Source organism: Neobacillus sp. NRS-1170 (assembly GCF_050468025.1).
The window spans coordinates 1-19,139 of record NZ_JBITPF010000014.1 but is presented as its reverse complement, the minus strand read 5'-3'; the positions used below and the strand labels follow the sequence as shown (position 1 = coordinate 19,139).

Annotated in this window: 18 protein-coding genes and 1 pseudogene; 5 read left to right on the top strand and 14 right to left on the bottom strand. The window is 37.7% G+C overall.

The genetic code is table 11. The features are described 5' to 3' along the window. Positions 1-10 precede the first annotated feature (10 nt). The gene (locus tag ACIFOT_RS05645; RefSeq protein ID WP_430062837.1) at positions 11-1,801 is read right to left on the bottom strand and encodes an alpha/beta fold hydrolase; all 1,791 of its coding nucleotides are present in this window, start codon (positions 1,799-1,801) and stop codon (positions 11-13) included. 240 nt (positions 1,802-2,041) lie between these two features. Between ACIFOT_RS05645 and ACIFOT_RS05640 the strand changes: the two genes are divergently transcribed. Then, positions 2,042-2,614, top strand: a complete 573-nt coding sequence (locus ACIFOT_RS05640) for a hypothetical protein (protein ID WP_430062834.1) — start codon at positions 2,042-2,044, stop codon at positions 2,612-2,614. 427 nt (positions 2,615-3,041) lie between these two features. On the opposite strand, the gene ACIFOT_RS05635 is transcribed toward ACIFOT_RS05640, so the two are convergent. Continuing rightward, positions 3,042-3,773: a gamma-glutamyl-gamma-aminobutyrate hydrolase family protein gene (locus tag ACIFOT_RS05635; RefSeq protein WP_430062831.1), complete on the bottom strand. Its 732-nt coding sequence runs from the start codon at positions 3,771-3,773 to the stop codon at positions 3,042-3,044. 307 nt (positions 3,774-4,080) lie between these two features. Between ACIFOT_RS05635 and ACIFOT_RS05630 the strand changes: the two genes are divergently transcribed. From ACIFOT_RS05630 to ACIFOT_RS05620, 3 genes are all read left to right on the top strand, one after another. Continuing rightward, positions 4,081-4,401, top strand: coding sequence for a hypothetical protein (locus ACIFOT_RS05630; RefSeq protein ID WP_430062828.1), 321 nt, complete (start codon positions 4,081-4,083; stop codon positions 4,399-4,401). Positions 4,402-4,555: 154 nt separating this feature from the next. Further along, positions 4,556-5,335, top strand: coding sequence for a Cof-type HAD-IIB family hydrolase (locus ACIFOT_RS05625; protein WP_430062826.1), 780 nt, complete (start codon positions 4,556-4,558; stop codon positions 5,333-5,335). Positions 5,336-5,363: 28 nt separating this feature from the next. Continuing rightward, positions 5,364-5,897 carry a GNAT family N-acetyltransferase gene (locus ACIFOT_RS05620; RefSeq protein ID WP_430062823.1) on the top strand — a complete coding sequence of 178 codons (534 nt, stop codon included), beginning with the start codon at positions 5,364-5,366 and terminating at the stop codon, positions 5,895-5,897. Between the two features lie 324 nt (positions 5,898-6,221). Here the strand turns inward: ACIFOT_RS05620 and ACIFOT_RS05615 are convergent, their stop codons facing one another. After that, positions 6,222-6,872, bottom strand: a complete 651-nt coding sequence (locus ACIFOT_RS05615) for a PspA/IM30 family protein (protein ID WP_430062820.1) — start codon at positions 6,870-6,872, stop codon at positions 6,222-6,224. 21 nt (positions 6,873-6,893) lie between these two features. After that, a complete protein-coding gene (locus tag ACIFOT_RS05610) occupies positions 6,894-7,232 on the bottom strand; it encodes a flagellar basal body rod protein (protein ID WP_430062817.1) in 339 nt (112 codons plus the stop codon). 243 nt (positions 7,233-7,475) lie between these two features. Between ACIFOT_RS05610 and ACIFOT_RS05605 the strand changes: the two genes are divergently transcribed. After that, positions 7,476-7,883, top strand: a complete 408-nt coding sequence (locus ACIFOT_RS05605; protein ID WP_430062814.1) for a hypothetical protein — start codon at positions 7,476-7,478, stop codon at positions 7,881-7,883. A 52-nt stretch (positions 7,884-7,935) separates the two neighbouring features. Here ACIFOT_RS05605 and ACIFOT_RS05600 read toward each other — a convergent pair whose 3' ends face one another. From ACIFOT_RS05600 to ACIFOT_RS05555, 10 genes and pseudogenes are all read right to left on the bottom strand, one after another. Beyond that, positions 7,936-8,211 carry a hypothetical protein gene (locus tag ACIFOT_RS05600; RefSeq protein ID WP_430062811.1) on the bottom strand — a complete coding sequence of 92 codons (276 nt, stop codon included), beginning with the start codon at positions 8,209-8,211 and terminating at the stop codon, positions 7,936-7,938. Between the two features lie 60 nt (positions 8,212-8,271). Continuing rightward, positions 8,272-8,454 (bottom strand): hypothetical protein, encoded by a 183-nt coding sequence (locus ACIFOT_RS05595; RefSeq protein WP_430062808.1) that lies wholly within the window; start codon positions 8,452-8,454, stop codon positions 8,272-8,274. A gap of 79 nt (positions 8,455-8,533) precedes the next feature. After that, positions 8,534-10,126, bottom strand: coding sequence for a long-chain-fatty-acid--CoA ligase (locus ACIFOT_RS05590; RefSeq protein WP_430062805.1), 1,593 nt, complete (start codon positions 10,124-10,126; stop codon positions 8,534-8,536). 193 nt (positions 10,127-10,319) lie between these two features. Then, positions 10,320-11,798, bottom strand: coding sequence for a glycosyl hydrolase family 18 protein (locus tag ACIFOT_RS05585; RefSeq protein WP_430062802.1), 1,479 nt, complete (start codon positions 11,796-11,798; stop codon positions 10,320-10,322). Positions 11,799-11,919: 121 nt separating this feature from the next. Further along, complete coding sequence (locus ACIFOT_RS05580; protein WP_430062799.1) at positions 11,920-13,017, bottom strand: threonine aldolase family protein; 1,098 nt, start codon at positions 13,015-13,017, stop codon at positions 11,920-11,922. Positions 13,018-13,066: 49 nt separating this feature from the next. Further along, entirely contained in the window at positions 13,067-14,047 is a 981-nt protein-coding gene (locus tag ACIFOT_RS05575) for an aldo/keto reductase (protein ID WP_430062796.1), read from the bottom strand. 75 nt (positions 14,048-14,122) lie between these two features. Further along, entirely contained in the window at positions 14,123-15,253 is a 1,131-nt protein-coding gene (locus tag ACIFOT_RS05570; protein ID WP_430062793.1) for a hypothetical protein, read from the bottom strand. Positions 15,254-15,370: 117 nt separating this feature from the next. Beyond that, positions 15,371-16,645, bottom strand: coding sequence for a serine dehydratase subunit alpha family protein (locus tag ACIFOT_RS05565; RefSeq protein WP_430062790.1), 1,275 nt, complete (start codon positions 16,643-16,645; stop codon positions 15,371-15,373). Between the two features lie 152 nt (positions 16,646-16,797). Then, entirely contained in the window at positions 16,798-17,697 is a 900-nt protein-coding gene (gene purU, locus ACIFOT_RS05560; protein ID WP_430062787.1) for a formyltetrahydrofolate deformylase, read from the bottom strand. A gap of 177 nt (positions 17,698-17,874) precedes the next feature. Next, positions 17,875-18,987: pseudogene (locus tag ACIFOT_RS05555) on the bottom strand (DHA2 family efflux MFS transporter permease subunit); the annotation flags it as partial. Positions 18,988-19,139 lie beyond the last annotated feature (152 nt).

The following is a 19,139-nucleotide window of genomic DNA, read 5'->3' as shown; positions in this document are numbered from 1 at the left end:
GCTTTTATTTTTAGGACCCTCCGCCAAGATATCGATCAAAAAATGTTACCATTGCCTTATAGGCAGTTGTTTTATTTTTTTGTTTTTCGATTGAGTGGCCTTCATCTTCAAAGCGAATAAAATCTACAGGGTGCTGCCTATCCTTTAGTTTCGTAACGATTTGTTCAGATTCTTTGATGTGAACACGGGGATCCGTTTCTCCGTGAATCACTAATAGCGGAGTGGAAATTCGTTCTGAATGATGCAATGGATCAATTTTATCAAAAAATTCTCCATCTCTTTCTATGGTTCCATATTCAATTTCTCTATGTTTCTTACGCCAAGGGCTTGTAGTTTGAAGGAAAGTTCTTAGGCTGGACATTCCGACAATATCAATCCCAGCCGCCCAAATCTCTGGATGGTGACTAATAGCCGCAAGAACCAAAAAGCCCCCATAGCTGCCTCCCATGATCCCGATTTTTTTTTCATTGATATTCCGATTCACCTTCAGCCATTCCACTAAAAAAATCAGATCCTTTACTGCGTCCATTCTATTTTGAACATCATCCAAATGGGTAAAGGTTTTTCCATATCCTGTACTCCCCCGCACATTAGGTGTACATACAGCATAACCCTGGTTTAAGAAATATTGCAGGACAGGGTTATAGACTGCACGCGATTGGCTTTCGGGGCCGCCATGGAGATAAATGACAACTGGAGATTTTTCTGCTATTTTTTGCGGCATATAATAAAAAGCTGGGATTTCTAGGTTATCAAAAGAACGAAAGGATATTTGCTCCGGCTCCACTAATTTTTTCTCTAGAACTGGTGAACGGGAAACATACGTAAGCCTTTCCGCTTTTATGGTATTTAGGTCAAGTTCCCAAATATCAGAAGGATAGGCCGGGCCCTTAAAAGTATAGGCTAATTTTTGGCTATCTGGAGAAAACTTCAGATTGGATATAACCCCTATTGGCGTTTCCCACGTATAAAGGTAACTTCGGTTCATGTCTAAAAGGATCCCTTTGGATATACCAGCCTCATTTATTGTAAAGGCTGCCATATTCTTATCTTTATTCAAAGACAATCCTTCAAAATCCCATTGCCCCCGTTCGAGCCATACGAAATGTTTGGTTTTTATATTTATAAGAGCAAGCCCGTAAAATTCCCTGTCTTTATTGGATAATACATAAAGATGATCTCCATCTTTATTAAAGTGAGCATCTTTAAAGCTCGCTTCACCCTTATGCTCGGTTAACCAATTCGTAACACCGGTTGAAAGGTTGAGTATTCCCAAATCATTATCTAATGGGGAATTTATCTTCTGGACCAAAAGTGATTTACCGTCCGGCGACCATTTAACAGAGGAAAAGATCCCCTCTCCAGCCAATAAAAGCCGAATCTCTAATGTATCCAGATTTTGAATATAGATATCAAAAAAGGATGGATTTCGGCGATTACTTGACCATGTAATCCATTTACCGTCAGGTGAGGTACCGCCAAAACGGTGAATATGATCAGGAGATTTTGTAAGCTCCTTTAGTTTTCCATCGTTCCCAAGTAAATACAATTGCTGCTTCTCATTTCCACCCGTATCCATTCCGATAATTTTATTTGAGGTGCCTGTTACATAACTTACAAACGTGATTCTTTCGCTGGTATAGGAAGTTTGGACTGGCCACTCATCCCCTAGATTGATTTCCCATACTTGCGGGATACCTGTATAGTCAGCTATAAAACTAAGTTTGTGACAAGTCGGATCGTATTCGGGATATTTAGCTGAGCGAACATGCATGTATGGTTCTATCCCTATGACAGACATAATCCTCCCCCTATTTAATTTTTTACTCTCATGTAAGTTATGAAAACAGCCCTTTTGAAGTGTTTATATATTAAAAAAATACACAATTTTTCTTAAAATCTCATTAAATTGATTGGTTTAATTGGAATGGTAAATTAACAAAAATAAAAACAATTTTTGAACAAGCTGTTTAAAAGCCGTTTCAAAATTTAATTAGACTTAGTAGGATGTATTATTGAATTTGATTGGAGGTGTTAATTTTTGGATATTTCACAAAAGCCTATAGTAATATTAAGCAGCGGACCCATCACATTAAATCCTAAAACGAAAGCAATTTCAGTAGAGATACTAAATATTAGCCTAAACGACATGAGAAAAGTAATCATTGAAATCAAGAACTGGACAAACAATCCACATCAAGAGTTTGCCAAGTTTGGATTCCTATTTGGTGAACAAATTAACCCTGCAGAAAGTGGAGATGCAGTAAGAAATGAAAAGGATACTGAAGCAAATAAAACAGGAAGTTATCAACTCCCCATCCAATTTAACGATTTGACCATGACCTTTCCACCCATCATGGAACCATTCATATTTACTATCCCTGCACAAAATCGTCTTTCGATATTAGCATTCCCTCCTAGTCAAATGAATCCTTGTGTTTATGAAGTCCGTCTCTATCTTTTCAACCCAGTGAACCTTATTTATAGTAGTTTTGGTTTAAGTGCCGATGGTGTTCCACAAGAAGGTAATACGATACTTAGCAAACAATTTTTTCCACATCACCCTATACCACCTTTTTCGATGAACCAAATTATTCCTCAGAGACCATTTTAAAGAAATGGTCTACTCCGAAAAGACAAGCATAAAGTTATTTTCATCAACCAGTTTAAAGGTGGAATTTTCATATGGCTTTTTTCGCACTGTTGTTGCTTTTATCAACAGTCACGGTCAATTATGTGTTTCCTTTAAGGAACAAGAAATAGGCAAAGAAGTTAAATATGTTTTATCTGCACAAGGATTTGCAAACTTTGGAATGCATTCACCTTGGTGCTAATAATCCCGTTGCAGCTAGTAAAGAAACGGTTTCGCTTTTGTATCAACAGATGAGTCGATTAAGCCTAAAGGTGGCATTTTAGTTAGTTGATTTATGAGAAATACTGGTAACCAAAAATAGCTCATTAAAAAAGCCAGATGCACTATGCCTCCGGCTTTAACACTATTAAAATTATGCTAAATCATTATGTCCCATAGAAACGCTAATTTATAACGCCGGAACCTTCATACAGCTTTTAATAAATTCAACAAACAAATTGTTCATCGCTGGGTTTGTACTTGCCATTGATTCTGGATGCCACTGAACACCCATTGTAAATGTTGTTGAATTAATATACTCAACTGCTTCAACAATACCATCGGCTGACCGCGCAACTACGCTTAAATCACTGGCCACCTTATCAATCGCCTGATGGTGAAGACTGTTGACTCTGACAATCTCAGAATCCAAAATCTCAAATAGCTTACTATCTTTTGAGATAGTCACCCAATGAGTATCACGGCTTCGGTCAATTTTCTGCGAGTGCTGGATTGGATTATTAACTTGACTCGGGATATCCTGAATTAATGTACCGCCAAGGGCCACATTTAATATTTGCACCCCTCTGCAAATCGCCAGGATTGGAATATTATTCTGGATTGCATACTGAACAATGGCCATCTCAGCCAAATCCCGCTCCGGAATGGTTGGTCCTAATTCTGGATGGGGATCTTGACCATAAAATTGTGGATCAACGTCCTCTCCCCCACTTAGGATAATACCGTCGAATAATCCAATTGTTTCTAAAGTTATTTCAGGATTAAGAAATGGCAGAATAATCGGGATTCCGCCATTGGCGGCAACACTTTTATGATAATCATGATGGACATATACGCCTTCCATGTAATCGTTATGGTTTACATAGGCGCCGGTTATGCCTATAATAGGTTTCTTTTTCATCGTAATTTCCCCCTTATATTGTTCTTAACCTAAACTCTATTAATCAATCTTTTTTATTTTACCATTATCAAGCTCGGTACTAACTTAATAAAAACACTTTTTCAAAAAAGTTTATATTGGAAATTACAACTTTACTTGAAGTTTTTAAAAATTATGGTAATCTAAAATTAATTTTCAGTATTTTTAGAATAGTCAATCTAAAATTCACTCCTCTGCCTCCTCTACTTGATGTTTAGTACCCCTAGAAAATGTCTTATTTTGACTTTCATTGTACGGAAAATAAAAAAGATGAAATGGAGTTGATCAAATGAAGAGCTCCCGAGGCGGACCTTTCGAAGTTACAGGTGCTAATATTTGTCAAAATTGTGGAAGATTAACCCTTAAACATGAGGAGCATTTTTCAAACAGAAAATTAGGAATTGTATATCCTCTTATTGGTTGGATGTTTTTCTTCATTTCCCTCGTCTTTATCCCACTTATGTTTGGTGCCGTAGCATTTTGTATGGGTTTATTAACCTATTTTGAAAGAAATAAAGTACACGGTGTCATATTAATGATTTTTGCAGCTGCTGGTTTAATTTTAGGATCCATGATAAGTTTTATGGTCGCAGGAACCATGTTTATTTAGTTATTTAAAAAAGGTTGTTAGATTAGATCTAAGAACCTTTTTTTTGTCAATAATGTGTTTACCTTTGATAAGCTTTTTAAATTAAACATGTTATAATGTCCTAAAGATAATTTTGCTTAACAAGGTAAAATCAGCATCCTAGGAGTGTGATTTTTTGAATTATAAAGTAGTCATCTTTGATATAGACGGTACAATCCTGCCGCATGGAAAAACTCTTAGCAATGCCACTAAGGATGCAATTCAGCGGTTAAAAGAGAAAAATATGAAAGTGGTAATTGCTACTGGAAGAGCCCCTTATTTTTCTGAATCGATTATGGAGGAGACCGGTGTCGACTCAATGATCTTTTTTAATGGTTCGTATGTTTTTCATGAAGGAAAAGAACTATTCAAGAACACGATTGAGAAGCAAGTATTAAATAAAGTGCATCTGTTGTCACATGATAATCAACATGCCCTGACATTTTTAGCAGGAAAGAGCTTCAAAGTTACTGATTTAAGCCATCCTTTCGTCAAGGAGGCGTATATGAATGATTCTTGGGTGCCGGAACTCGCCCCACCACAATTTTGGATGAATCAGGATATTTATCAGTTGTTCCTTCATTGTGACCTGGAAGAAGAGTTATCCTATCAAACCATGATTCCGGAATTGGATTTCAGAAGATGGAGTTCAGGGGCAAAAACTTGTGATGTGAATTTGACCAATTCTAACAAAGCTGTGGGCATTACCAAGCTGTTAGAGAGAATCGGCATTGCGCCTGACGATGCGGTTGCCTTTGGGGATGGATTAAATGATATTGAAATGCTTTCGCTTGTAGGAATGGGTGTTGCGATGGGGAATGCCCGAGATGAAGTAAAACAAGCCGCCAATATGGTAACCCTCTCCTCTGAAGAAGACGGAGTCCGCTACGGATTGGAACGGCTTGGATTAATTTAAACGATGGTTCATTAAAGGTGTGATAAATATGAATTTGACATATGATGTGATTGCTGAAGAAGAAATCGAATACTGCCGGGATTTATGCAATGAGTTAATGACCTTTCAAAAGTCGAAAGCTTACATAAAACCGGAATTGTTTGACACAATGAGTTTTGAAACTCGTATGATTCCTTCAATAAAAAGTGCGCTCCACAACTATATCGTGGTCGTTAGAGATGAAGATAAAATCGTAGGTTATGTCTATTCAAATATTTCTCCAAAAGAAGCATATTCCAATGATTTCGCCACTTTTTTTGACCTTTCAACTGTAAGTAAAAAAAACGTCGGTTGTTTATCGCAATTTTATATTAAAGAAGAATACAGACAATACGGCATTGGTTCCAAACTTATTAATATGTCCATGGAATGGCTGCAGCAATTTGAGGATGTCGAGGATTATTTTATCTATGTCTCAAATGGCAATGATGATGCTTTAGAGTTCTACAAACGAAAAGGCTTTTCCGTTAGTCATGAAATATTGGATGGTTTTATTACAGTTTTACGTAAAAAAAGGGCTTAGAGTTTTCCTCTAGGCCCTTTTAAAAAGAGAACAACAATAATTAATATGATAAATACAATTAAGAATAATGGACCGACTCCTGACCTAAAAACGATGTAAATAGTCGTGTGGCGAATGGCATAACTAACAAGATATATGAATAAAGAAATAGATAAAAAAATGATCAGAGGCATATTATTATTTCGTTTCAAAACAGCCAGCCCCTTTAAAAATCGTTTACCCCACACTATGCTGATTCATCTTGAATCATTCTCTTCAAGAAAATTTTTTTCGCACAAAAAGAAGCCAAACCACTTTGAGATTCGGCTTCTCTTTTTTCCTGTTTCATTCTTTTGTAAGGTTCAAAGATTTATGATCCATTTCCTTTTCCAACTGTGCAATCCGATCATCTATACTGCTTTGATTGAAGGCCCCTTTAATCTTATGTTCTAATCGGTCAAGATAGTTTTCAATGTCCTTGAATTTTGTGGAGGAATGGTTTTGAGAAGAATTTGCTTCTAAGACCTGATTCATTCCAATATTGGCGCGTGTTACATTTTCTCTACCCATTAATTCCATTCTGCGAAGATGCATATCCTTTAACTTATGCTTCATTTCTTCGTATTTTCTTTTTAATTCACTCAATTGCTCATTCGTTTGTGCAAGTGAAGCGCTTAGACGCTGGGACCGCTCGACAAATTGCTTATGCTCTGCTGCGGCAAATTGATATAGGTCCGTCTCCCCTGCATTTGATGCGATTTCCGCTTGGTGCTTTCTTTTTTCAGCCAACTCTGCTGCCAAATTATACTCTTTTAAAAATTCATCCTTCAAACGAGCTTGTCGTTCTACAAGCTTTCCCACTTTTTCTGTTTCCTGCTCACATTGGCGTAGGTATTGATTGAGTTTACTTATTGGATTTTGTGTTTCCTTTTGGTGAAGAGTTTCATTCAAATCAGCAACAATGATATCTTTTATTTTTGAAAATAAGTTTGACATGTTTATTTTTCTCCCTTGAAATTAATATTTTTTTAATTCATTCCATTGTTTATCAAAATTAACGAATGGATCATCATTTTTTGGTGCTGCTTTTTTGTTCCAATTTTTATAGACAAGATATAGGACATAAGCTGCACTTGCGCCAATAAGTGCTGGTATATTGTGGATGGTTGATGAAAGGACCACTAACCCAAAGATAATTAATGCAATCTTCCATCCGATGGAGTCCACTTTCAAAAACTGTTTGTAAATGAAGTAAAGAATCACGAGACTCACAAGTAATGCCACCATTGGACCAATCGTATTCAGTAAGATGATGGCAGCCAAGCCTCCTGCTAAAAACAATCCAAATTTTTTCACTTTTTCTTCCTCCTTTGTTTTGCCTCTTTATGTTTTCATCTTACCTTTTTTCTAATGGTTCCATAATTGCGCTTGAGCTTGATTTTACTATCGGACCTAAGGCTTAGGTGATGTCGGACTATTTTACATAAAAAAGCTCACACTCAATCTTGCCGAACAAGCGAGTGTGAGCTTTCTTTTTAAAAACAAATGGCCAATTTTCCATACAAAGGTAATATAGATATTTATAAGGGGGCTGATTTGATGAATGTAATTGGGAATTTTAAAATTCTAACGGTTTCTAAAGACATCCAGGGTCCTTATATGAAAATGAAAGTAACCCTCTCGGACGGTACCTCAACTATTCGATTTGGATTAGATGAACCTACCTATGAAAATATTAAAGAAATCGTTTCAAAAAATTATTTCGATTCGCTTGCAAAAGGCTACCGTTTCGAATTATTGCCTTATTATGCAACGTACCAGGAAATTGATAACAGCAAGCCTGTCTTTATGGGGTCAATTAGATGCATTCAAGACCAAAGGGCTAAAAATATTCAGTTTCCATGTACCGAAAGATTTGCGGGAAATTTAGAATGGTTTAAACATGCCGTTTACAGTACTGAGGACATAAAACATTTGACCTTAGACAGTCATGAGGGACATTTTTGAAGGGAATTCTATAGCTTATGTCCTTCATAAAGTTTATGAAGGACATTATTTTTTAAGGAAAATACATTTCTAATCGACTTGAGTTGCTTCGCAATATGTAATAGTTTTGAAAATCATTGTTAACATGCCTACTAGGATATTCTGTTAGTTCAATTGAAAATTTACTTCCGTCCTTCTTCGAAAAAGAAAGACAGCTATCAATTAATTGGATGGCTTCAAAGTGAAAACCTTCTCTTTGAATAAGCATATCTTCATCATAGTAGTTTAATACCACTTGGCGGTTTTGATATCGGGTAATAACAGTGAGATCTCCTATTTGTTTTTCCATACTCTTAACACATAGCCCCCACAACCACATTGATCAATAAATTTCAAAACAATTTCATCTCTAAATATGGATATTAACTCTTTTGTTAAATAAGCTCCAGGATTGCCAAAGTTTGCAGGTGTGACGATATTGACATAAAATCCTTTTGAAGTTTTTTACGGCATCAATGGCATCCTTAATGACCAACTCCTGATCTGTTTCATATTCACCATGTTCAAGTGCTATCGACCAATTTTTATCCAAAAAAATCACCCCCCTTCTATATTAATTGGAACATAGAAAGGAAGTGGTGATTTATATCACGATATTGGATCTATAAGTATTAATTCACTCTTTTCGGACCTGTCCAGTACATTTCCCTTAAACGGTATTTTTGTAGTTTTCCAGTGGCTGTTTTAGGTAAAGCCTCCACAAATTCGACCGCTTTTGGTGCTTTAAAGTGTGCTATATTCGAGCGGCAAAACTGAATGATTTCTTCCTCTGTTACTTCAGCATTAGGTTGAAGAACTATAATGGCCTTTGGAACCTCGCCCCATTTTTCATTAGGAACAGCTATCACCGCACATTCTAATACAGATGGATGTCTATATAATACACCCTCTACTTCTGTCGAAGAAATATTTTCTCCTCCTGAGATAATCAAATCTTTAGAGCGGTCACGAATTTCAATAAATCCATCTGGATGAGTAACTGCTAAATCACCGGTATGGAACCAGCCATCCTTGATGGCTGCAGCTGTCGTGACAGGATCCTTGTAATAACCTGCCATAACCACGTTGCCGCGAGTAATGATTTCACCTAATTCCTCGCCATTCCAAGCCACTTCTTCCCCGTCTTGATGAACAACCTTGGTTTCACCATTAAAAGCAAGCTCTATTCCTTGTCTTGCTTTGATGGCTGCCTGTTCATCGGCCGACCTTGAATCAAATTCTTTTTTCCATTCACAGTATAGAATGAATGGTGATGTTTCAGTAAGTCCATAAACATGGATCATGTTTAAGCCCAGGATATCTTGTGCTTTGTGAATAAGGGCGGCGGCAGGAGGCGCACCTGCTGTTGCCATTCGGGGATTCGCTTTAATTTTAATATCTTTTGCTTTAGGATCATTCACCAGCATATTAACAACGGTTGGCGCTCCGCATAAGAGTGATATTTTTTTAGATTCAAATAATTCCAGAATAAGAGGAGGATCCACTTTCCGTAAACACACATGAGTTGCCCCTGCACCTGTGATTCCCCAAACACCGCCCCAGCCATTTGCGTGGAACATTGGGAGTGTATGCAGGTAGACATCATCGTGATTTACACCTAGATGGTACATAAAATTTGCGGCATTCAAATAATTTCCACGATGGGTCAGCATGACCCCTTTGGGTTTAGAAGTAGTGCCGCTCGTATAATTCAGCGTTAGCAGCTGATTTTCATCGATTTCAACCTCAGGGGGTGAAGTTGAATCAGGCGTATGTTCTAGAAAAGCCTCATAATCAATGCCTTCCAATGAAGTAACCTGACCTGGAACCCGTACAATCACAATTTGTTCGAGCGCAAGATTATCGATGATTTTTTCAATAGGAGCACAAAATTCCTCATCGACGATTAGCATTCGCGCATCACTATGCCCGATGATATATTCCAAGTCGCTTGCAGAAAGGCGGTAGTTTAACGGGACCATGACAGCTCCCAGCTGGCAGATTCCATAAAAGCACTCCAACATATAATGCGTGTTCGGCAGCATAACGGCAACGTGGTCGCCTTTTCCAATTCCTGATTGTTCTAATGCAGCGGATAGCCGATCAACACGTTGTCCAAATTCCAGATATGTAAATTCCTTTTCTTCATCAATGACGGCTATTTTATTCGGATAATATTTAACCGCCCTTCGTTTCCAGTCTAATGGTGTTAATGGGGCAAACATAAAACCAACTCCTCTGTTTTATTAATGGGAGTGATGGATAATATTCGCAAATAATTCCCTTTGATGTTTACATCACAATTTTAATCTATTTCAAAAAATAGGAATTTGTCAATCCTTAATTCGAATTTTCTGAATTCAATACCCCTAAATAAAAAAAGAAAAGCACATAGGCTTTTCTTTTTTATTTTTCTATTTATCTTAAATCATCATAAATCTTACTTATTAATACTTTATTTGGATCCTGGCTAAGCTCCCACATCATCGCTCCGCCAAGCCCCATTGACTTAATGAAGGATGTTTTATAACCAATCGACTCGGGATCATCATAGCTAATAAATTGTGATCCATTGAACAGCCAAGGCACTTTAGAATCAGACTCCCAGTAACGGATAAACCCGTTTTTATTAAGGTAACTTGCTTCAAGTTGACCATAACTTAGAGCAGAACCCCCGCCAGAAAAAGATTGATATAAACCGTTATTCACATTGTTTACTTGGTTATATACTCTTCCGTAAAATGGTATCCCCATTACAAGTTTAGTAGCTGGTACCCCGCTATTTATATAAGTTTGTACGGCATCCTGGACACTAAACTCTGCAAATTTAGATTCTGGATCGCGATATAAAGGAGAATTCATTCCAGTTAAAGTGTCCCAAGATCCATGAAAATCGTACGTCATAAGCTGAATGTAGTCTAAATACTGTTGTAGTAAGCTTAGCTCCGTATTGGCTACATAGCCTTTGTTAGCACCTCCGGCTATCGTTAATAAGTATTTTTTTCCATCGATTGCACTTTGAGCATCTAACGTTTCTCTTATTTTTTTAACCAAAAGGGTGAAATTCTGTTTATCTTCAGGGCGATGAATATTACCTGCTTCTCCCCCAGCTACTGGATATTCCCAGTCCAAATCGATTCCATCAAATCCATATTTTAAAATAAATTGCAGACAGCTATCTGCAAAAATCGTTCTAGATTGATCTGTTAAGGCAACATCTGAAAACCTTTCCGACCATGACCAGCCGCCTACAGAGATTAACGTTTTTAACTGTGGATATTGCTGCTTTAGTTTCGTTAATTGATAAAAATTACCTTTATATGGCTGATCAGCGGTATCACCTGGAAATGTTTGTTCGATATCAGCAAATGGGTCGCCAACCTCTATTTTTCCATCGGCATTAATATTGGCGAAGGCATAATTCAAATGTGTTAGTTTACTAGCATCAATGTCAGAAACCTGATAGTTAGAATAGGTAGCCCAGCCTGCGAAATAACCTACTCTTTTAAAATTTGATTGAACAGGATTCGTTTGTGTTAAAGTTATAGCAGTAACCGTACTACTAGCAGCGGATACATTCCCTCGAGCATCCCTTGCTTTAATATAAAAACTATAAGATGTATTTGGGGTAAGATTATTAGCCACATATTGAGTGGACGACACATTCCCTATCAATCTATTATTTTGGTAAATGTCATAACCCGTAACCCCAACATTATCGGTTGAACTATTCCATGCCAATGATACGGATGTTTCCGTTATGGAAGTCGTATGAAGGTTGGTTGGTGATGTGGGTGCCGAACGATCTGGCTTTGCCGCGAGTGCTGCCTTCCCATTTGGCAGGAAACTTAATAAAACTAAAAAAACAAGAATAATGTACGATAGTTTCTTCTTCAAAAAGTACCTCTCCTTACTAATCTTTTATTCTCATTTTAATATAAAAATTAGTCAGGAATATAGGGACGAAAGACATGTAAATTAAGGAAAATGGTGCCTTGTGGATTAGGCACCATCGGAGTCATTGATTTCTATTTTTCATCTTCTTATCCAGTTGTTTAAAAGCATTAATTAATTTTTCTCGCGGAACCGTCTCATACAAATCGCCGATGCTAATCTCGAAATAACTGGTCTCCTCACTTACTTCCCTTACGTAACCAGATAGGCCAATACCAGATTCCGTGTAAATTTCAGCTAAAATAATCTCCATTTCCTCTTTAGGAGCTTGAAAATGGACATGAAACATATTAGAGACCGGCTCTTGAGGGATGGTTGAAACACCATGACATTGATTATAAAAATGCGCCAGTTCTTTAGCCTCTTCATAATATTGCTTCATTCTCCTAATGCGTTTATCAAAATAATAGTCTGCACTTAGGAAATAGGGATATAGACTAATTAAATCTCCACCATGACGCCTCTTCCATACTTTTGATTTCTCAATAAAATCTGTGTCACCTGCCAGAATAGCACCAGCAATTCCGCCAATTCCTTTGTAAAACGAAACATAAACACTATCAAATAAACTGCAAATTTCAGCAGCTGACTTTTCATAATATGGGGTAATCTCAAAAAGTCTTGCTCCATCTAAATGTAATTTGATTCCTCTTTCCTTACAAAAAGCGGAAATCGCCTCTAGTGTTCTATAGTCGGGCAGCTGGCCGCCAATTTCCCGCTGTGGTAATTCAAGTAAAAGACAGGCAATTTTCTCTTTGATGCCTGCCACATCCTCGAACTCAATTACTCTAGTTTTATCTGCTAAAAGAATCGATTCAATCTGATGCAGTTCTTTCAAGCCATCTTCCTCATGAATCTCCAAATGGCTTAATGGATGATAGGCTACTTTATTTACCTCTTTTTGATTACACCAAATTCTTAATGCAATTTGCTGGGCCATAGTGCCGCTCGGGAAAAATACCGCAGCTTCTTTACCTAAGAATTCTGCCATTTTTCCCTGAAAGTCTTCTATTATTGTTCCCTTTCCGTACATGTCACTTTCTAATTCCTCATTCAAGTCCTGTAATGCCTCTTTCAGAACTTGAATGTTTCTAGTTCCATGACCAGGTACTTTAAATTGGCTTTGTTTAAACGCCTCTTGTAAAAAATTATTATCATTCATGCTTCCAGTTCCCTTCTATCTATGTCTATGAAACTACTATATCAGAAAGTTATTGAAATCCTAGAACTGGATGAGGGACATATGGGTCCTCCATAAATGAAATTTCATCAGAGGTTAATTTTACGGAAAGAGCAGCCACCGCATCGTCCAGATGATGCATTTTCGTCGCACCAATTATTGGTGCTGTTACCGGTTCTTTTTGCAGCACCCAGGCAAGAGCGATTTGAGCACGCGGTACACCATGCTTCTCTGCCACTTTTACAACTCGTTCAACCACTTTTCTGTCTGCCTCGACCGTTCCAGCATAGAGCTTTTTTCCGAATTCGTCGGTTTCCGAACGTGCCGTTCCTTCCTCCCAATTCCGTGTCAGTTTTCCTCTAGCCATCGGGCTCCAAGGAATAACACCTATTTTTTCCTCTTTACATAGTGGAAGCATCTCTCGTTCTTCTTCCCTGTAGAGGAGATTCAGATGATTTTGCATGGAGACAAACCTAGTCCATCCATTTCGTTCGGCAATATGTATAGCCTTAAGGAATTGCCACGCGTACATAGAGGATGCACCAATATATCTGGCTTTTCCTGCTTTCACAACATCATGCAAGGCCTCCATCGTTTCTTCAATCGGTGTATGGTAATCCCAGCGGTGGATTTGATAAAGATCCACATAATCAGTTCCAAGCCTCTTTAAGCTGTTATCAATTTCAGCCATGATGGCTTTCCTTGAAAGGCCTGCTCCATTAGGCCCTTTATGCATGCGCCCGTGTACCTTTGTCGCAATCACAATTTCATCCCGCTTTGCATATTCTTTTAAAATTCGTCCGACAATTTCCTCACTGGTACCATCTGAGTAGACATTAGCTGTATCAAAGAAGTTAATGCCATATTCAAGAGACTTCTTTATTATTGGACGGCTTTCGTCCTCGTTTAGAACCCATTGATGTGTCCCGCGTTCAGGTATGCCAAAACTCATGCAGCCTAGGCAAATTCGTGATACATCCAATCCGGTATTACCAAGTTTCACATACTTCATTTTTTTTAACCCTCTTTCTGTATAAAATCGATGATTTTCACCTAACATTTCCAATTATATTGTACAACACTTTTTTTAGGTCACTGTCATTTTCTGCATTTCAATGAATTTTTTCAGATATTCATATTCTTTTTGCTCAAGAATATCAATTTCATTGTTCGTAGCCAGTAAGATTTGGTCTCTGCACTTTGAAATTCTTTGGATCATCGGATGTATCGTTAAACTTGAGAGATTCACAAAATCATATAGGTCGTTCAAGCACACCGGCAATTTATAGCCTTTATTGCTGCTGGCAATTAATAACCCGCTATCGCGCAGTTTGGAAACAATATTTGAACGAAAGTTATGAGGATTCATTTTGATGTCTCGAATAGCATTAAGATTTTCTAGGATTTCTTCCGTATACACGTACTCATCTGGATTTTCCTTTAGGTTGAATAAAAGAAACTTAAGAAAATCGATTCGAAGCTTTTCATCCTCTTCTTCACTTTTTCGATGTTTCTCTATATACTTGTAAGCTAAATTTACAGCTTGTTTGATAATAATCTCGTCATGTTTGGAGTTTTGGTAGTCGGTTGTGTAATTATGAAGAAAGTTTTTATAGTCTAGGGGTAATAGGTTGATAGCTGCTATTTTATTTTTAATTATTTTGATATATGAATGGTATTTTGCAGTATACTTGGTTCGTTCATAGCCTTTCGCAAGTGTTGCAGCGATTAGGTCTGCTAATCGAAGAATGCTCTCGGATTGATTATTATTGAATCCAAAAGTCGAATAATTAAAGAGGTCTGGAATACTCTTTGTCCCGATATAATTTTTAAACTCTTTTAAAAATGGTTTAGTTCCTTGCTCTTCTGCTGTAATGTCAAGCTGTTCAAATGTTCTATTTAAATCATCATATATCATTCGATTTAAATATTTAATAAACGGCGTTTTATGCATAATGCCAAAGTCTTCTCTTATTTTTCGCTTATCAATCACATAGGCATAAACACTGAAGGGTAAATCCTTTAGATTATTTAAAATTTGGATTGTGTCTAATTCCTCCGTATGAAAGGATCTTACCAATTCCGCTTCCAGCCATTCCTTATTAGGACTTTTTACCAGAATCGCAACAAGAATAAAGTGGGTTGAAACATCGTTTTTATCAAAAGAAAAACTATAATCGCCGCATTCATTCAAATAAGCAAATTGAATATCGTCCATCCTGCCCACCCCGCCAATAAAATTTTATCTATCTATAATTTCAACAAAATTTTATCTAAACCTCTTAAAAGTTCCTTTTTTTAGACAAATAAAAAGGTTAACCAAATGGTCAACCCTTTATTTTTCCAACATTAATTTTAAGATAAGTTCATCTGTTTGGCGTGTTCCTTCATTTCCAAGCTTACAGAAGCTTTCAATACTTTTTTCCACATCATCGTGTATAAAGCCGTCCGTCGATTGGATTTCTTGATGGTTCATTGCCAACAATGCAGACTGTACGGCGACATTTGAACAGGTCGAAACCTTCATAGCACAGCCTGCTTTAGCCCCGTCGCAAATCATTCCCGATACGTTTCCGATTGTATTTTGAATCGCCGCTTTAATTTGTTGGAGTCCACCATCCAGCAGGTAAACAATGGCTCCACTCGCACCCATTCCGGCAGCTGTTACCCCGCATAAAGCAGAGAGGCGGCCGAATTTCGATTTGATATGAATGGTAATGAGGTGGCTAAGTGCTACTGCCCGAATCATTTTTTCCTCGGATACCTGCAGCTTTTCTGCTGCTGCAACAACTGGAAGTGTCACGGCAATTCCCTGATTGCCGCTCCCTGTATTTGCCATTACCGGAAGTGTTGAACCTGCCATTCTGGCATCTGAACCAGCGGCCGCTAACGACATGGCGGCAGTAGCAATATCATCCGAAAGGATTCCTTTTTTTACATTTTGTTTAATCGTTTTACCTACTTTTAATCCATAATCACCGGAAAGTCCTTCATTTCCAATAAAACGGTTTAATTCGATACTTTTCTTAACCAGCGTTAAGTCCTTAAGATCCGCCTCTAATACCCATTCATATATTTCATCAATGGTTAATGCTTCTAATTCCTCTTCATCTGTTTGGATGCCGATATTCTCACATCCGCCATGGAAAACTGCTTTCCCATCAACTTCTATTAAGGTGATATTGCTATGGTTATCAGAAATGACCACTTTTGCTGTCTGTTGATTTGTTTCTACTATCACTTCGATATATAGTCTTTTTTGAGTATCAGCTTGTCCGGCTTGTACTTTTCCTTCTTCAATGAGCTTTAAAGCTGAGCGCTCATCCTCAATTGTGAGACCTTCTAAAATTTCTAGGTTTTTATCTGGATTACCCGCCGCTGCTCCAAGAGCAGCAGCGAACTCGAGTCCTTTTGACGACATCCCTGGAATTCCAACGGATTTTGCATTTTTAATAATATTTCCGCTTGCTTTTACGGTAATTGCCTGTATTTCACCCTTTGAATGGCTCTTTGCTGTGGCCGCTGCCAAGGCAATCGCTACTGGTTCCGTACAACCAAGGGCAACAACTAGTTCTTTCTCTAAAACAGCTAATATTTTATGCTTTCCCATATTGTCCCCCTACTAAGATCACTTTTCTAATATTCTACCATAATAGTCTGAAGGTTTTTAAATCACTTTCTTCCAATCATTATGTGACTAGGCATACCTAAATAAAAAATGCCTAAGTCTCATTAAGTTTGAAGACAAAGGCATTACGTTGATTAAAATACAATCGTTTTATTTTGATGAACAATAATTCGGTCTTCTATGTGCCATTTTACGGCACGGGCCAAAACGCTTCGTTCTATAGATCGGCCAATTTTTTTCAAGGTATCCACATTTGCACGGTGATCAACGCGGGCAATATCCTGCTCGATAATCGGACCCTCGTCCAAATCATTTGTTACATAATGTGAGGTTGCTCCAATTAATTTTACTCCACGTCCATATGCTCGTTCATAAGGTCTTGCCCCAATGAAGGCAGGTAAGAAAGAATGGTGAATGTTGATTATTTTATTTGGATTAGCGGCCACAAAATTCGGTGTTAAAATTTGCATATAACGTGCTAAAACGATTAAATCGACATCATATTCCTTTAGCAGGTGAAGCTGCTTTTCTTCGACCTGTTCACGAATTTCTTTATTGGCTGGAATATAGTGGAATGGTATTTTTAAACCCTCTACCACTTCTCTTGCCTCTTCATGGTTACTGATAACAACGGCAATCTCTGTCATTAAATCGCCGCTTTGCCATTCCCATAAAAGCTCCTGTAGACAGTGCAATTCCTTTGATACAAAAATCGCCACTTTCTTCACTTTATAAACCGGAGTTAACCGCCAGTCCATTGAAAACTTTTTCGCTATATCGGTAAACTCCTGTTCCATACTGGCAGCTTTTTCTTTTAACCCTGGGCATTCAAACTCAATTCGAATGAAAAATATGCCGCCCTCTGGATTTGTTGAGTATTGACTCGACTCAAGGATATTAGCATTATGCGAAAATAAAAATTGCGAGATGGCCGAAACAATTCCCGGCTGATCTGGACAGCTGACTAATAATCGTCCGCGATTTTGCTTCAAATGTTTAAATTGTTCAATTTGATCTTTAAAAGTAGTGTTCATGATAAATTACCTTTCCGATTAATTAATGAAAATCATTATACCCCAGGTAAACTTTAATGTTAAGAATTTTCTTAAAAAATAACCTGGAGTTTACATAATATTATTATGTAAAACTACCACTGGAACTAATACCATAAAAAAAACATATGCCCCTAATGAAGCATATGTTTTCCAACCTTATTCCTGCATTTTGAATCTTACTTTTTGACGTCGTTTTCCTTCCATATCATTCTCGGATTGTCGGTCATTTTTTATAAAAAAGGAAAGGATAAGCGCGAGTAATGTAAGAATTGACACGACCATGAAAGCTATATTGGCACCATACATATCGGGATAAGTAATTTCTGGACGCTGCTTCGCTGTTTCCGCCGTTGTGGTCATAACAGTGACAAGGATTGCTGTCCCGACCGAAGCGGCAATCATTTTCATCGTATTATCCATTGCCGCCCCATGGGGAATTAACCGTTTTGGCAATTGATTTAATGCAGCCGTTGCCACAGGCATCATTGTCATCGAAAGACCCAACATTCTGATACTATATAGAATCGTAATGTAGGTCATCGATGTAGTTGGGCCTAGGTTAGTAAACGCAAATGAAGATGCAGTCATAATAGTTAGACCGATTATGACCAGCCATCTTGCCCCAATTTTATCAAACACTCTCCCAATAATAGGGGCCATCATTCCACTGACTAGTGCACCTGGTAACAGGGCCAGACCTGCATCGAAGGCAGAAAAATCTCTCATATTCTGCATATACAAAGGTATAATGGTTTCTGCACCAATTAACCCCATAAAGCCAATCATTCCTATGATAATTGCGAATGGGAAAATAGAATACTTAAATACACCAAATTCAAGCATTGGGTGCTTCAATCGTAACTGTCTAGAGATAAACAAAATTAGAGCAGCTCCGCCAATTCCCAATGAAATTAATGTTATAGTGTTTGACCAGCCATTATTTCCTGCATTGGTAAATCCATATAGAAGTCCGCCGAACCCAAATGAAGAGAGAATAATCGAAATCACATCGACCTTTGGTTTAGAAATCTCGGTTACATTTTTTAAAACAAAAAATGCGACGACAATATCTAAAAGCGCAATTGGTAAAATGATAAAAAACAAAATCCTCCATGAGAAATGGGAGGTTACCCACCCTGATAATGCCGGACCAATGGCCGGAGCAAAGGAAATTACCAGTCCAACCAATCCCATAGCTGAACCGCGTTTATTTACAGGGAAAATCATTAAAAATACCGTTTGCATCAAGGGAAGCATAACACCCGCTCCGTAATTATTTGGAGATTGAAGGAAACGTTCTCTACAGTCTTGACAGTAGATAGGCGTGAGATTGTGAAGGAATATGTAAAAACTTTGATCAAAATAAAGTTTCGTGAATTTAGAAAAAAACATATTTTTCCCCAAATAGAGTAGGCGCATGA

What these genes read in the sequence shown, in the direction of transcription:
- ACIFOT_RS05645 (WP_430062837.1), bottom strand. Translation starts at nt 1,801, where the DNA reads ATGTCTGTCATAGGGATAGAACCATACATGCATGTTCGCTCAGCTAAA.
- ACIFOT_RS05635 (WP_430062831.1), bottom strand. Translation starts at nt 3,773, where the DNA reads ATGAAAAAGAAACCTATTATAGGCATAACCGGCGCCTATGTAAACCAT.
- ACIFOT_RS05630 (WP_430062828.1), top strand. Translation starts at nt 4,081, where the DNA reads ATGAAGAGCTCCCGAGGCGGACCTTTCGAAGTTACAGGTGCTAATATT.
- ACIFOT_RS05620 (WP_430062823.1), top strand. Translation starts at nt 5,364, where the DNA reads ATGAATTTGACATATGATGTGATTGCTGAAGAAGAAATCGAATACTGC.
- ACIFOT_RS05615 (WP_430062820.1), bottom strand. Translation starts at nt 6,872, where the DNA reads ATGTCAAACTTATTTTCAAAAATAAAAGATATCATTGTTGCTGATTTG.
- ACIFOT_RS05605 (WP_430062814.1), top strand. Translation starts at nt 7,476, where the DNA reads ATGAATGTAATTGGGAATTTTAAAATTCTAACGGTTTCTAAAGACATC.
- ACIFOT_RS05600 (WP_430062811.1), bottom strand. Translation starts at nt 8,211, where the DNA reads ATGGAAAAACAAATAGGAGATCTCACTGTTATTACCCGATATCAAAAC.
- ACIFOT_RS05590 (WP_430062805.1), bottom strand. Translation starts at nt 10,126, where the DNA reads ATGTTTGCCCCATTAACACCATTAGACTGGAAACGAAGGGCGGTTAAA.
- ACIFOT_RS05580 (WP_430062799.1), bottom strand. Translation starts at nt 13,017, where the DNA reads ATGAATGATAATAATTTTTTACAAGAGGCGTTTAAACAAAGCCAATTT.
- ACIFOT_RS05575 (WP_430062796.1), bottom strand. Translation starts at nt 14,047, where the DNA reads ATGAAGTATGTGAAACTTGGTAATACCGGATTGGATGTATCACGAATT.
- ACIFOT_RS05570 (WP_430062793.1), bottom strand. Translation starts at nt 15,253, where the DNA reads ATGGACGATATTCAATTTGCTTATTTGAATGAATGCGGCGATTATAGT.
- ACIFOT_RS05565 (WP_430062790.1), bottom strand. Translation starts at nt 16,645, where the DNA reads ATGGGAAAGCATAAAATATTAGCTGTTTTAGAGAAAGAACTAGTTGTT.
- purU (WP_430062787.1), bottom strand. Translation starts at nt 17,697, where the DNA reads ATGAACACTACTTTTAAAGATCAAATTGAACAATTTAAACATTTGAAG.